The sequence below is a fragment of the Lacticaseibacillus camelliae DSM 22697 = JCM 13995 genome, from assembly GCF_001436615.1.
Classification (GTDB): domain Bacteria; phylum Bacillota; class Bacilli; order Lactobacillales; family Lactobacillaceae; genus Lacticaseibacillus; species Lacticaseibacillus camelliae.
Genome location: NZ_AYZJ01000030.1, coordinates 20,870 through 33,756 on the forward strand (window position 1 = coordinate 20,870; position 12,887 = coordinate 33,756).

Genomic DNA, 12,887 nt, shown 5'->3' on the forward strand with positions numbered 1-12,887 from the left:
ATGCTATTGTAAGCCTTACGCGGCCTGCTGCTTGCGGCTGCGGCGCCACCACCACACCATACCGCCGGCCAATCCGACAATGACCACGGCCATGCCGCCGACCAGGTACCAGACCCAGCTGCCGGAGCCGCTTGTCGGGCCGTTTGACTTCGGGGTCAGGCCCAGCGCCTGGTTCACCTTTTTGGCCTCCTGGGCCTTGATGGTGAACTGGTCCTTGAATGCCCAGTCCTTGTCGCTGGTGGCGACGTTCACCTTGACGTCGTAATCGCCTGGCTCGAGCTCTTTTTCGGTGCTGAGCGTCAGCGGCAGGCTGGAATTTGGCGCCATCGACCACTGGGTCACGGTGCGGGTCAGCAGCGGCTTGGATTCGCCTTTTTTGGTCACTTCGACGGTGGCCTTGAGGTCATCGATGTAAATTGGCGCGACGTTGCGCAGCGTGACGATCACGCCGCCGCTTGCGTTGTTGTTTTCCGTGCCGGCCGCGACCTTGCCCAGCTTGAGGTCGGGCTGGGTCGTCACCACGGCGTCCGCGTTGGTCTGCAGCTGCACGCCGATGATCATCGCGAACTGGTTGTTCAGGCTGATGCCTTCGCCGGCCTCAGCTGGCGCACTGACGCTTTGGTCGAGCACGTGAATGCCGCCCAGCTTGACGCCGGTGAAGCCGGCCGCTGGGACCTTCAGCGGAATGGTCACGGTTTGGGTCTGGCCAGCCGCCACTTTGACTTCCTGTTTCGGCTTGCTGCTGAAGCTGGTCAAGGGCGCCGTCAGCGACGGGTCGACGTCATCCTGGTCCTTGGGCTCGTAGCCGATCTCACCGTTGCTTTGGCTGTAGGCGTTGGTCAGTGTCACGACAAAAGTCTTGGCTTCCTTGCTTGTGTTTTCCACCTGCACCTGCAGATCGCGGGTCTGGCTGGGCGACACCAGCAAGTTGAAGTAGTCGGTCACCCCGTTGATCTGGTCGTTGCCCAGGACCGGGGTCACAGAAAACTCGGCGCCTGCCGCTTGAACCGACTGGTGCTGCGCGAGGCCGAGACCGAAAGTGAGCGCCAAGGCGCCGAGGATGAGTCAAAGTTTCTTCATGGCTGCAATCTCCTGACGTAGTTTTTTGTTAAAAGCGATTAGTTTACTACTTTAATTGTATGAAGATGCGGGGCGGTTGCGCAACTCAGAACCCTTTGCCAGCAAAAAAAACGGGGGTCGCCCCCCGGTGGTGCTACGGTGCTGTGGTGTAGTTCCAGGTGATGGTCCCGGCCTTGGTGCCAGCAGTGACGCCATCGAACTGGTCGATGATCAGTTGGCTGTTGTCGATCGGGGCATCAATGGATTGACCGTTGCCAATGGTGGTTGTGGTGCTGTTATCCTTAAGCGCGACCTGATACTTGCCGACACTGAACTTCAACGTGACGCCGCCAGGCTGGTAGCCGTCGCCCAGGTTGAAGCTGCTCATGCTGGCGGTGAGGCGGCCCTTGAGGTTCGGGTCGGTGTTCTCAAAGTCCAGCCAGCCGTTCGGGGCGTGCACGTTGTTCTGCACGACCTGGCCGGAAGCAATAGCCTTCACAGAGGTCCAGCCGAAGAAGAAGCCTGGCACGTCCAGCGACAGTTTGTGCTTCGGCAGCGGCAGGGCCACTTCGGTCTTCGCGTGGTGTTTTGGCACATTGAACTCCGCGGTGGCTTTGGCCTGATTCCGCGCGTCGTCTTTCGCCACGACCGGAATGTCCACGATGATGCTCTTGGCGTGGGTGGTGTGGGCAGTGCCGAGCAAAATGTTGTTCAGGCGATTCGTGCCGCTGGCGGTCACCACCTGAGACCGCCCGTTCACGCGGATGGTCATGCCTTGCGCACTCGGGGCGAGCTGGTAGTTGGTCGGTACGGTGAAGGTCCCGGTCAGCTTTTTCCAGTCGATGTTCTTGGAGTCATTGTAGTTCAGGGTGTAGCGCACAACTAAATGGTCGTTGGCCTGAACGGTGGCATTGCCCACCGGACCGCCGGTGTTCCAAATGGTGCCCAGCCGCACTTCGCCAGTGGCCTTGGCGCGCCATTCTTCTTTTTCCGGGTGGTGCTTATCCGCCGCAGCGGCCGTTTCCGGCATTGGCTTGACTGCTGGGGCTGCTGCGTTGGCTTCCGCTTCCGGAGCTGGCGTCGGGGCAACCGCTTCAGTTTCCGGTGCCGGCGTCGGGATCGCCGGTTCCGCTTCGGTTTCCGGCGTCACGCTTGGCGTGGACGGCTGAACTGCCGGGACGTCTTCCTTTGGCGCCGTTGCCGTTGCGCTATCCGCACTTGGCGCAGCAGCTTCGGTTGCGGTGGCCGCATCATCAGCCGCAACCACCTGAGCGGCTGGCGCTGCAGTTCCTGAGTCGACCGCCAGCACTGGGGTCAACGAAGACAGCGGGATGGCCAGCGCGCAAGCCAAGGTCACAAGCGTCATCAACTTTGTTTGCCGCATAACTAACCCTTCTTTCTATCGAGGAACAACACGCCGGACAACGCGCCCAGCACCAACAGGCCAGCGGTGATCAAACCGATGCTGGAGTAGCTGCCGGCTTGCGGCAGGGCTGAATCAGCCTGCTTTTCCTCATCGGTGGTGGTTGCCGCATTACCGCCGGATGGCGTGTCGTCATCCTGACTTGGTGGCACAATTGCGGCGCTGTCGTTTTCTTCCTGGTCTTGCGGATCGGTTGGGGTGTCTGGGTCTTCCGGATCCACGGGGTCGGGATCAACAGGGTCTGGATCTACAGGATCCGGGTCGATTGGGTCCGGGTCTTGTGGGTCTGAGTCGTCCACGATGACAATGCCGACGTTGCTGTCTTTTGTTTGCGGATTCTTATCCGCTGCCAACACAGCCTGGCCGCCAGTCAAAATGAACGCGGCTGCCAGCGTTGAGAGCCAGCGCAGAGGCGTTATCTTACTCACTTGAATCCCTCCTTCTAAAAAGAGCCGAAGCCTGATGGCATCGGCTCACACGTAAGGTTGAGGTTGTTAGCGGCCGGTGGAAGCAAGGGTCCAGGTCATGGTCCCAGTGTACGCGCCAGCTTGAATGTCTTCTTGTTGATCGATCCGCAGGTCGGTGGTGTTGATCTTGTAGTTACCCAAGCCACTGCCTGAGCTCTTGTCAGAGGTAGCGAGCAGCGTTGCCGAGTTACCACCAGCGCGCAGCCAGGTGTAGCCACCGAGCTGGCCCGGCATGGTCTTGTTGCCGGTTTGCCCCAGTGTCAACATCATCTGAGCACTGTTGATCTTGTTCTTGCCGCTGTTCAGATTGCCCAGCTTTGCAGACAGCTTCCAGCCCTTTGAATCGCCGCGGAAGTCGTTCAGCAGCACGCGCGAGAAGCGAGTGCTTGCCAGACGGGAATCAGTGTACGGCTTTGTCGCAATGTCAGAGACAGACACCTTGGTGAAGTTCAGGTCGGGAACGGCAACTAATTCAAGCTTGCCAGGGGTGACAACAACGCTGGCCTTTGAGGTCTTCGTGATTTCTGGATTTGATGGCCCAGTGGTTTCAGCGGCTAAAACCCCAGTGCCGCTTCCCATACCCATCGCCAGAATCGGGAGAACCAAAGCGGAAGCAAGTAAACCTTTCTTCATGAACAAAACCCTCCTAATGTTGTGAGTGACAGTGACAATTAGTAGCTTACGTAAATAAGCATAACGAGATTCTTTTTAGTGCCGCAACTCAGAACCCTTGAAAATAGTTAAATAATTATAGTTATCATAATTATAGCCGGTATAACGGCATTTACAAATTTATTGAATGGCCGACTGATCCCGGTTGTGGGGACTGAAAGTGCACTTTCGGGTAAGCCGTGAATGCCGTTTCTCAAAGTGACACCCGCGCGCGCGAGACGAAAAAAGCCAGCGCGCGGCTGGCTTGGAAAACTTGCTTAGATTAACTAATTGCCGCTAAACCAGGTGCTGCCACAGTGCCATGGCCCCGAAAAACAGCGGCGGGATTGCCAGCGCCGGCAGCAGGTTCAGCGTCTTGATCTTGGCCAGGCCGAGGAGGTTGACCCCGGACGCGAAAATTAAGACGCCGCCGACGATCGAGATCTCGGTGAGCAGGGCGGATGAGATCGCCCCGCGCAGCAGCAGTGCGATGAGGTAGATGCCGCCTTGCCAGCAAAACAGCACGGGTGCCGCCAGCATGATGCCGATGCCAAACGTCGAGGCGAGCACCATCGAGGTGATCAGGTCCAGCGTGCCGTTGGTGAAGAGAAACGTGTAGTCCTGCTTGAGGGCTGCCTCCATCGGCCCGACGATCGACAGGGTGCCGATGCAAAACAGGAGAATCGCGGTCGACAGGCCTTCGCTCAGGTTCGAACCGCTTTTACTGGCCTTGCCCAGCAGGTGGTTAAAGTGGCCGTCCAGGTCGAGGCCGCTGCCGATGAGAACGCCAAGCGCCATGCTCGCGATAAAGAGGACCGGGTAATGAGAGTGCGGCATTTTCTGAATCGACGTATTGATGCCGAGCATCATGACCGCTAGGCCCATCGCCGTCATCAGCGCGTGGTGCGCCGACTCCGGGATGCCGCGCTTAAACAGCGCCCCCACTGAGCTGCCAATGATGATCATCGTAACGTTAAACAGCGTGCCGATCATAGTCTCGCCTCCACGTATTAAGTCTGATTATACCTTAATTAGGCGGCAAACATTCTTTCAGAAAAAGAACTCGGTCCCTCGCCCAAAAGCTGGTATGATTGGCTCTTAGGAGGTGGGGTGCCTTGACACAACCACAGGTGATCATCAGCGAAGATTTGTCCGGGGTCGGGCAGGTGTCGCTTGGCGTGGCGCTGCCGGTGCTGGCGACCCTGGGTTTCAACTGCGCGGTCCTGCCGACCGCTTATCTCTCAACGCACACCGGTGGCCTCGGCCAGCCCGTGGTCACCAGCCTGGCGGCGCAAATCGCGCCCACGTCGGCGCACTGGCAGACCTTACCGCTGCAGCCCCAAGGCGTTCTGCTCGGGTACTTAGGGAAGACGGCGCTGGCGGCCTGGCAGCAGGTCTTACCCGATTGGCAAGCGGCGCCGGTGCAGCTGCTGGACCCGGCTATGGCCGATGGCGGCAAGCTATACAGCGGCTTTGATGACGCATACGTCGCCGCGATGCGGGCGCTGATCCCGCAGGCGTCTGTGATCACCCCGAACCTAACGGAAGCACAGCTGCTGCTGGGACAGCAGCCGGACCTGGCGCCGCGGTCAGATGAAAACGCAACGGATTTGGCGGCCGCGCTGACCACCCGGTTTGGTGTGCAGACGCTAGTCACCGGGATCCCGCTGCTGGATGGGTCACTGGCGGTGGCCGGCTGCACCGACGCGGCCGCGCCGGCGTGGGTGAACCGCAACCAGCGGCTGCCTGGCCACTACTTTGGCACAGGGGACCTGTTTGCCGCGGTCGTCTGCGGGGCGCTGATGCGCGGTCAGACCCTGCAGCACGCCGCAATTTTAGGGGCTAATTTTGTCGCCCGGGCCATTCAGAAGACTGACGACCCGCGGCTGGGGCTGAACTTTGCCACCGGGCTGCCGTGGCTGAGCCGAGAATTGGAGGAGTTATAAAACATGAGTGATCGCACATTACGTACGCGCAAGTTGATTTTTACCGCGTTATTCGCTGCCATTATTTACATTGGCATCTGGGTGCTGCGGATCCCGCTGCCGGCAATCGTCGGGCGGCCGTTCATTCACTTTGGCAATCCGCTGATGATCCTGGCCATTATTTTTCTCGGCGGCGGCTGGGGCTTTGTCGCCGGGGCGATTGGGCTTGGCGGCTTCGACGTGCTCAACGGGTACGCCGCGACGTCCTGGCTGACGGTGTCTGAGGTCGCCGTGATGGCCATCGTGGTCACACTGCTGGTGCGGGCGCTGAATCTGAAAAATCATTCCGGCCGTATTGTGGCCATCGGCATTATCGCCGGCTTCACCAAGGTGGTCACGTCGTACTTGGTCGGCGTGGTCGAGGCGCTGATGGTCGGCACGTCGTTTCACGTCGCGGTCGGCGCCGCGTTTGCAAGCCTGCTGGCGGCGGTCATCAACGCCGTGGCGACCGCAGTCATCGTGCCGCTGTTGTACCTGGCGCTGCACACCATTTTTGCGCGGCTACTCGCGCGGCGCTAGTGGCGGGCGGGCTTAAGTGCTACCATAAAGGAATCAATTAATAGGGAAAAGGGGAGTTATGATGGCAGAGCAGATCCAGCGCGCTGATGCGCCGGTCGAGTTAACTTGGAATTTGAAGGACTTATTTGCGACGGCCGCGGACTTTGATGAGGGGATCAAGGCCGCTAATGCCGCGACGGCCAAGCTGGCCGGTCAGGCGAAAAGCTTCACCGCCGACGCTGCGCACTTTTATGAGGTGATCCGCAGCTACTTTGAGGCGCAAGAACGTCTCGACCGCCTGGGCTTATATGCCGAGTTGGCGGTGTCGCAGGACACCACTGATGCGGCCGCGGCGCAGCTGGCGGCCACTTTTAGCAAGACGCAAAGCAATTTTGACGCTCAGCTGTCCTGGTTCGAGCCGGCAATCGTCGCGATGCCGGATAGCCAGGTGACGGCGTTTACGGAAGCCGAGCCGCGGCTTAAGCAGTACGCGCACGCCTTGGCGCGCATTCGCACCCAGGTCGGGCACGTGCTGACGCCGGATCAGGAAAGCCTGCTGGCCACGTTTGGCACGACTTTTGACAGCGCTGAAGACATTGAATCGACGCTGGACGATGCGGACCTGACCTATGGCGACATTGACTACGATGGCAAAACGCAGCCGCTGACCAAGGGCCTGCGCCGCGTCATTTTGGAAAACGGCGACGCCAAGACCCGCGAGCAGGCCACGCGCCAGTTCGCCAAGGCCTACTACGACCACCGCTACACCTTTGCCGCGACCATGCAGGCGCACATGCACACGCAAAACACGCTGGCCCGCGTACGCCACTACCAGAGTGCGCGCGACATGGACCTGTCCGCCAACCAGATTCCCGAGAGCGTGTACGACACGCTGCTCGACCAGACGCACGCCCATCTGGACCTGCTGCACCGCTACTACGTGCTGCGCAAGCGGGTGCTGGGACTGGACACTCTGCACACCTGGGACCTGGCGATTCCGCTGACCGGGACCAAGCCGCCGTTTGCGCCGACCTACGAGGAAGCCAAGGCGACCGACCTGGCTGCGCTGGCGCCGCTGGGTGAGGACTACCAGGCTCACCTGGAAGACGAGTTCGCCCACCGCTGGGTCGATGTGCTGGAAACCAAGGGCAAGACCTCTGGTGGCTTTGAAAATGTCGCGTACGGCGTGCACCCGTATATTTTGCTCAACTGGACGAACACTTACGACGCCATGAGTACCCTGGCGCACGAATCCGGCCACGCGATGCAAAGTGTCTACGCCGACGAAAGCCAGCCGTACTGGGACCACGAGTATCCAATCTTCACCGCCGAAATCGCGTCGACCACAAACGAAAGTCTGCTCAACGCCTATATGCTCGATCAGACCAAGGGCGACCACGACAAGCAGGTTTACCTCCTGACGACGGCGGTCGAGGACTTCATCGGTACGGTTTACCGCCAGTCCCAGTTCGCCGAATTTGAAAAGTACATGTACGAAACCGAGTCGGCCGGCACGCCGCTGACCGCAGGCGACCTCAGCGCCAAGTACCATGAGATCGAAATGACCTTTTACGGGCCGGATGTTGAAGCCAACCCATGGCCGGAAGCATACTGGGCCTACATTCCGCATTTTTACTACAACTACTACATGTACCAGTACTCGACCTCTAAGGCGATTGCGACCACGCTGGCCAACCGCATCCTGACGGAAGGCGCGCCGGCGGTCGCAGCGTACAAAGAATTTCTGCGCGCTGGCAACTCCGACACGCCGGTCAACATCCTCAAGCGCGCCGGCATCGACGTCACCAAGCCGGATTACCTGGAGGCGGCATTTGCGACCTTCCAGAGCCAGCTTGAGGCGCTGGAAGCGGCGCTGGAGAAGTAAGCTTGAGTCAAAAAAACGGGTCTCACCTGCACTGGCAATTGCTAGTGGAGTGGGGCCCGTATTTAGTTGGGAGACTAACGTTGTCTTTCTAATCACCATGCCATAAACTAAGCGATAAAAGTTGTTGACTGGGTGAACAATTTTAAGATGGGAGGGGCATACCTGATGGAAGATTTACTGGGCTGCCTGCTGGAACCGCTGTTGGAGCTGATCTTGTTACCACAGTTTGACGCTGCGCATCGAAGGCGCGCCTTGATTCAGCTCATCATTGCGGTGCTGGTCGACGGGACGGGCACTGCTTTAGGCGGTTGGGTGACGTGGCAGATGATTCGCGCCCGCGATTGGGGATTGCTGATTGTCGGGCTGATTTTGCTCGCGCTCTTTGGCGGTTTGTTGATCCAGACGCTGAGGCGATACGTCAAGATGCAGCTATCTAGTAAGCACCACTAGATTGAGGCCTAGGGATGCGCACGTAATTTTCCTTCTCGTCGCGGTCCACCACGCGTCCGCCGTTGTTGCGCATGACCTGCAGCGAGGCGAGATTGGTGCGCGCACACGATAGGTAAATTTCGGTTTCTGTCGCCGGCATCAGGCGCGTGCAGGCCTGGATTGCCAGCTCGAGGCCGCGGGTGCCGTAGCCCTGGCCGCGAAATGCCGGCAGGATACCGTAGCCGATGTGGCCAGCGCCGTGGCGGAGCCAGTCATTCAAGCGGTGGCGGATTTTAAACAGTCCGATCAGCTGGTCGTCGTCCCACAGAAAAAAGTACGTGTCCGGCACGCGGCCGATTGCCGGACCGAGCCCCTGGGCACTGAGCAGCCGTTCCGGAATGGCCATCTCGACAAATTTCTGAAAAGTGATGCCCTGGTACGGCACCTCAAAGCCATTTTCCTCTGGCATGGTCTGAAAGAACCGGTATTCAGCTTCCGCGTCCTGCGGATTTAATGCGCGCAATGCGATGGTCATGGGCGTCACCTCAAAAATAATTACGCCAAGGATAGCACAACGGTCGAGCTGGGAGTGTTTCTTGCGACAAAAAATAGCGGTTGCTTGGCTGAGTGCCCGACTCTAGCCAGTTTCTGACATGAGTTCTCCGCGATGCGGAGGCCTTTTTTTTGGACCCGATTGGCTCGCCTTGGGCCTGCCGTCCTGCCACCAAGCAGTTGTGGATCAATTCACATCCGAGAAGTGCAAATGCTTTCGGGGCGTCAAGACAGGGGAATATAATTTAGCTGTTAAGTGGTTGAGAAGGTTTTGTGAATGGCTCGGCACGCCTGACCGTCACCGTTTATGCGGGGTCAACTGGGTAGGCGTTGAGCGACTGGGGGCTGCGCCATTCTGGGAGTGTGCGGAGGTAAGCTTAGTGAAGCTGTTAGCAATCGTTGGGAATAATGCGAGCGTGTCGTATAACCGGAAGCTGCTGGCATACATGCAGCAGCGTTACGCCGGACAGGCCGCGATCAAGTGTCAGGAGATCCGTGACCTGCCGCTGTTTAACGAGGATCTGCTGCACCAGTTTCCGACCAGTGTGAAGGCGCTGATCGCCAACGTGGAGGCCGCCGATGGCATCATCATCGCGACGCCGGAGTACGATCATTCGATGACGGCCAGTCTCAAAAGCGCGATCGAGTGGTTGTCATCAAGTTATCATTCGCTGGCCGGCAAGCCGGTCATGATCGTCGGCGCGTCTTACGGCATCCAAGGTACGGTGCGGGCCCAAATGGATCTGCGCCACGTCCTGGATGCGCCGGGTGTTGAGGCGTGCGTCATGCCGGGCTGCGAGTTCATGCTGCCGAACTGCCAGCAGGCGTTCGATAAGCAAGGCGCGTTGACCGACGCCAAGACCCTTAAATTTTTGGATCAGTGTTTTGACAAGTTTCTGGCATTCATTCGCATGATCGGGCAGGCGCCCAAGGAGGAGAAACACATGAGTCAAGGTAAAACAATCAACTGGGATGCCACCTATGACGTGGTCGTGCTGGGGTTCGGCGGCGCCGGGGCTACGGCGGCCCGCTTTGCCGCCGACGCCGGGGCCAAGGTGCTGCTTGTCGATTCCGCGCCGGAAGGTCACGAAGGCGGCAACACGCGCTATGCCGGTCAGCTGGTCGGGTCCGGGGAGGATTTTGACCAGCTGAAGGCTTACTACAAGAAAATGTCCGAGCCCATGGACCTGGACGAAGACATGATTGACACCTACGTGGACGGCATGGTCAACATGCGCGACTACCTGAAGCGTTACCTTGGCGTGGAACCGTTCAGTGTGGCGCACGACTGGGATCACAGCAAGGTCGACCTCACCGGCATGGTGCACGAGTACCCGGAATACCCCGGCAGTGAGTCCTATGACATGTTGCTGGTCCACAACGGGTTCCTGGATGCGCAGCTGTGGAAGGTGCTGAAAAAGCAGGTCACCGACCGGGCCAACGCCATTGACGTCTGGTACAGCTCGCCGGTTGAGCACTTGCTGGAGGCCGAAGACGGCACGGTGATCGGCGCGCAAATCGAAACCGACCACATCCTGAAAAACATCCGCGCGGTCAATGGCGTCGTCCTGGCCACTGGCGGGTTTGAAAACAACCGAAAAATGGTTCAGGACTACCTTGGCGTCGCGCATCTCGCCCCGGTTGGCTCGATGTACAACAAAGGCATCGGCATCAAGCTGGGCGAGGAAGTCGGCGCGCAGATGTGGCACATGCAAAACTACGAATCGATCGGTCTGCTGCACGGTCTGACCCTGGCGACCAAGCCGGGCGAGCGCGGCCTGCTGCTGCAGCGCTGGCCGCACATTGCGGACGGCAGCGTCTTTGTCGCCGGCGATGACGGCAGCCGCTACTTCAACGAAGCCGAGGCCAACCGCCACGGGCACATCTACTACCACGGCGACTGGAAGGTGCCAGTGGCCAACGACCACCCGCACCTGATTTTTGACGCGACGCAGATGGCTGCGTTCAAGCAGGCAGGCGTCACCGGCGTCGACCTCGATGCCGTGGCGATCAAAGCGGATTCGCTGGCGGATCTGGCCAAGCTGATCGGGGCCGACCCGCAGATCCTGACCAAGACCGGCGAAAACTTTTCCCACTTCATTGAACTTGGCGAGGATTACGCGTATGGCCGCGACCCGGCGACGATGCGGGCGTTCGATGACGGCCCATACTACGCCATCGCGCTGGAGCAAATCATGCTGAACACGCAGGGCGGCCCGCAGCGCAACACCCGCGCCGAGGTCCTGGATCCGGCCAACCAGCCGATCCCGAACCTGTATTCCGCCGGTGAACTTGGCGGGATCAACGTCAATAACTACCAAGGCGGCAACAACATCGCCGAGTGCCTGATCTGGGGCAAAATCGCCGGCGAGAATGCGGCCCGCCCAAAAGGCGGCGCACAGGCTGCGACAACCACCCAGCCGGCGGCAGCCACTCCGGACGCGTCGACGAGCGCCTCTGAGCACCAGGCAACCTCCAGCGTGACCGCGTATTCGCAGACCAGCGCAGCTGACTATCCGGTTGGCCCTGATCAGTACATTGGGGTGAGCGACAACGGCATGGGCGACCGCCTAGTGGTGCGGGTGACCTATAAGGATGACAAGATTCAAGACGTCGAAGTCCTGCAGCAAAGCGAAAGCGGGGATGTCGGTCTGAAGGCCATCCACGAGCTGCCGGCCAAAATGGTCGCGGCCAACACGCCGGAAGTCGATGCTGTGTCAGGCGCATCGGTGACCAGCAACGCGTTGAAGGAAGCGGTGGCCCAGGCGGTCGCTAAGGCCAAAGGAGAAAAATAGCGGCCTCAAGTTTTTATCCAAAAATGGGCTTTGGGAAAATCACTTGAATCATTAAAGGTGTTGCCTCTTCTGGCAGCACCTTTTTCGATGGTGGCTATGCTTTGATGCGCAAATTGCACTTGTCACGGTTGGTGGAATATGCGGCTGCTTTTGATGGCAATCGGTCACTTGCCCACCCGATTTGACGATATTTTGCTGCTTGTCAAAATTATTTGGTACTCTGAGAGGGCAATCTCCACTAATCTCAACTTAAGGAGTGATGATAAATGATTATTGGCGAACAGCTGCGAAACGCCCGGACCAAATCTGGCATGTCCCAAGAATCATTGGCCGAGTTCATGGGCGTCAGTCGGCAGACGATTTCTAACTGGGAGACGTCGCGCAGTTACCCGGACGTTGAGCGGGTGATGCGGTTGGCCGATCTTTATCATCTCTCCTTAGATGAAATGTTGAGAGGTGATCAACGAATGGTGAAATCCTGGGTTGATGCGACAAACGTTGCACGAACAGGAAAATGGTTAGTGTTTCTGTTATTGATGAACATTGTGCTGACGGTTGGTGTGATGATTTTTAGTCATGTTGTCTGGCTGACTGCGCTGCTCTTGTTGCTGATGGTAGGAAGCATTGCGACTGCGTTCTTCCTGATCATTAAACTGATCTGAGGTGACTAATGATGATGATTTGGCTACTTGCGACTTTGCTTCTGGCAATGGTGATCGCCGTTTTCGCCCTGTTCTATCTCCTGGCGCGTTTGCTCACCGTCGATGCCATTGCCCGGGAAATGGCGCACCCGAAGCTAACTGCGGTCTTAACGGCGGGCACGCAAAATGGCATTGGTTTGTTGGCATATCTCGCTTTGCGGCGCAGTCACCCGATCAATCCCACGGTCGATCAGCCGCAACTGCGCCAGCGGTTAAAAATTGCGGCTGTGGCGATTTTTGCAGTGCTGGCAGTGACCGCGGTTTGTGCGATTTTGGTGCTTAGTTCCGGTCAAATTTAGAGTTGGCCGCAGAAAATATATGAGTGCTTGAGACAATACAATGTAAGCCCCCAAGGCCGCACACTTCACAGTGTGCGGCCGCTTTTGTTTCCCCAGTTTACAATTCAAGTGCAACACCTTAGCGACTAGACCAAAAAGGCCAT

Annotated in this window: 13 protein-coding genes; 7 read left to right on the forward strand and 6 right to left on the reverse strand. The window is 58.5% G+C overall.

The window, feature by feature from the left end:
• Nucleotides 1–15 precede the first annotated feature (15 nt).
• From FC75_RS06910 to FC75_RS06930, 5 genes are all read right to left on the reverse strand, one after another.
• Nucleotides 16–1,050, reverse strand: coding sequence for a WxLIP family cell surface protein (locus FC75_RS06910; RefSeq protein WP_056989488.1), 1,035 nt, complete (start codon nt 1,048–1,050; stop codon nt 16–18).
• Nucleotides 1,051–1,213: 163 nt separating this feature from the next.
• Entirely contained in the window at nt 1,214–2,443 is a 1,230-nt protein-coding gene (locus tag FC75_RS06915) for a hypothetical protein (protein WP_054664059.1), read from the reverse strand.
• A 2-nt stretch (nt 2,444–2,445) separates the two neighbouring features.
• A complete protein-coding gene (locus FC75_RS06920; RefSeq protein WP_054664062.1) occupies nt 2,446–2,910 on the reverse strand; it encodes an LPXTG cell wall anchor domain-containing protein in 465 nt (154 codons plus the stop codon).
• A gap of 66 nt (nt 2,911–2,976) precedes the next feature.
• Nucleotides 2,977–3,582 (reverse strand): WxL domain-containing protein, encoded by a 606-nt coding sequence (locus FC75_RS06925; protein ID WP_054664065.1) that lies wholly within the window; start codon nt 3,580–3,582, stop codon nt 2,977–2,979.
• 315 nt (nt 3,583–3,897) lie between these two features.
• On the reverse strand, nt 3,898–4,593 hold the full coding sequence (locus FC75_RS06930) for a DUF554 domain-containing protein (RefSeq protein ID WP_054664068.1): 696 nt from the start codon (nt 4,591–4,593) through the stop codon (nt 3,898–3,900).
• A gap of 122 nt (nt 4,594–4,715) precedes the next feature.
• Here FC75_RS06930 and FC75_RS06935 point away from each other — a divergent pair, with 122 nt between their 5' ends.
• From FC75_RS06935 to FC75_RS06950, 4 genes are all read left to right on the forward strand, one after another.
• Nucleotides 4,716–5,546 (forward strand): PfkB family carbohydrate kinase, encoded by an 831-nt coding sequence (locus FC75_RS06935; RefSeq protein ID WP_056989489.1) that lies wholly within the window; start codon nt 4,716–4,718, stop codon nt 5,544–5,546.
• A 3-nt stretch (nt 5,547–5,549) separates the two neighbouring features.
• Nucleotides 5,550–6,104 (forward strand): ECF transporter S component, encoded by a 555-nt coding sequence (locus FC75_RS06940; RefSeq protein ID WP_056989490.1) that lies wholly within the window; start codon nt 5,550–5,552, stop codon nt 6,102–6,104.
• A gap of 61 nt (nt 6,105–6,165) precedes the next feature.
• Nucleotides 6,166–7,968: an oligoendopeptidase F gene (gene pepF, locus FC75_RS06945; RefSeq protein ID WP_056989491.1), complete on the forward strand. Its 1,803-nt coding sequence runs from the start codon at nt 6,166–6,168 to the stop codon at nt 7,966–7,968.
• A 165-nt stretch (nt 7,969–8,133) separates the two neighbouring features.
• Nucleotides 8,134–8,418 carry a hypothetical protein gene (locus FC75_RS06950; protein ID WP_056989492.1) on the forward strand — a complete coding sequence of 95 codons (285 nt, stop codon included), beginning with the start codon at nt 8,134–8,136 and terminating at the stop codon, nt 8,416–8,418.
• Here FC75_RS06950 and FC75_RS06955 read toward each other — a convergent pair.
• Nucleotides 8,402–8,932 (reverse strand): GNAT family N-acetyltransferase, encoded by a 531-nt coding sequence (locus tag FC75_RS06955; RefSeq protein WP_054666086.1) that lies wholly within the window; start codon nt 8,930–8,932, stop codon nt 8,402–8,404. The genes FC75_RS06950 and FC75_RS06955 overlap by 17 nt on opposite strands.
• Before the next feature lie 397 nt (nt 8,933–9,329).
• Between FC75_RS06955 and FC75_RS06960 the strand changes: the two genes are divergently transcribed.
• The 3 genes from FC75_RS06960 to FC75_RS06970 all read left to right on the forward strand — a co-directional run bounded on the left by FC75_RS06960 (nt 9,330) and on the right by FC75_RS06970 (nt 12,744).
• Complete coding sequence (locus tag FC75_RS06960) at nt 9,330–11,744, forward strand: NAD(P)H-dependent oxidoreductase (protein ID WP_054666083.1); 2,415 nt, start codon at nt 9,330–9,332, stop codon at nt 11,742–11,744.
• Between the two features lie 266 nt (nt 11,745–12,010).
• Nucleotides 12,011–12,406, forward strand: coding sequence for a helix-turn-helix domain-containing protein (locus tag FC75_RS06965; protein WP_054666080.1), 396 nt, complete (start codon nt 12,011–12,013; stop codon nt 12,404–12,406).
• An 8-nt stretch (nt 12,407–12,414) separates the two neighbouring features.
• Nucleotides 12,415–12,744 carry a hypothetical protein gene (locus FC75_RS06970; protein WP_156314483.1) on the forward strand — a complete coding sequence of 110 codons (330 nt, stop codon included), beginning with the start codon at nt 12,415–12,417 and terminating at the stop codon, nt 12,742–12,744.
• Nucleotides 12,745–12,887: the final 143 nt, after the last annotated feature.

Excerpts from the sequence above, each read along its gene's own strand:
- FC75_RS06915 (WP_054664059.1), bottom strand. The coding sequence starts at position 2,443 with ATGCGGCAAACAAAGTTGATGACGCTTGTGACCTTGGCTTGCGCGCTG.
- FC75_RS06925 (WP_054664065.1), bottom strand. The coding sequence starts at position 3,582 with ATGAAGAAAGGTTTACTTGCTTCCGCTTTGGTTCTCCCGATTCTGGCG.
- FC75_RS06930 (WP_054664068.1), bottom strand. The coding sequence starts at position 4,593 with ATGATCGGCACGCTGTTTAACGTTACGATGATCATCATTGGCAGCTCA.
- FC75_RS06940 (WP_056989490.1), top strand. The coding sequence starts at position 5,550 with ATGAGTGATCGCACATTACGTACGCGCAAGTTGATTTTTACCGCGTTA.
- pepF (WP_056989491.1), top strand. The coding sequence starts at position 6,166 with ATGGCAGAGCAGATCCAGCGCGCTGATGCGCCGGTCGAGTTAACTTGG.
- FC75_RS06950 (WP_056989492.1), top strand. The coding sequence starts at position 8,134 with ATGGAAGATTTACTGGGCTGCCTGCTGGAACCGCTGTTGGAGCTGATC.
- FC75_RS06955 (WP_054666086.1), bottom strand. The coding sequence starts at position 8,932 with ATGACCATCGCATTGCGCGCATTAAATCCGCAGGACGCGGAAGCTGAA.
- FC75_RS06965 (WP_054666080.1), top strand. The coding sequence starts at position 12,011 with ATGATTATTGGCGAACAGCTGCGAAACGCCCGGACCAAATCTGGCATG.
- FC75_RS06970 (WP_156314483.1), top strand. The coding sequence starts at position 12,415 with ATGATGATGATTTGGCTACTTGCGACTTTGCTTCTGGCAATGGTGATC.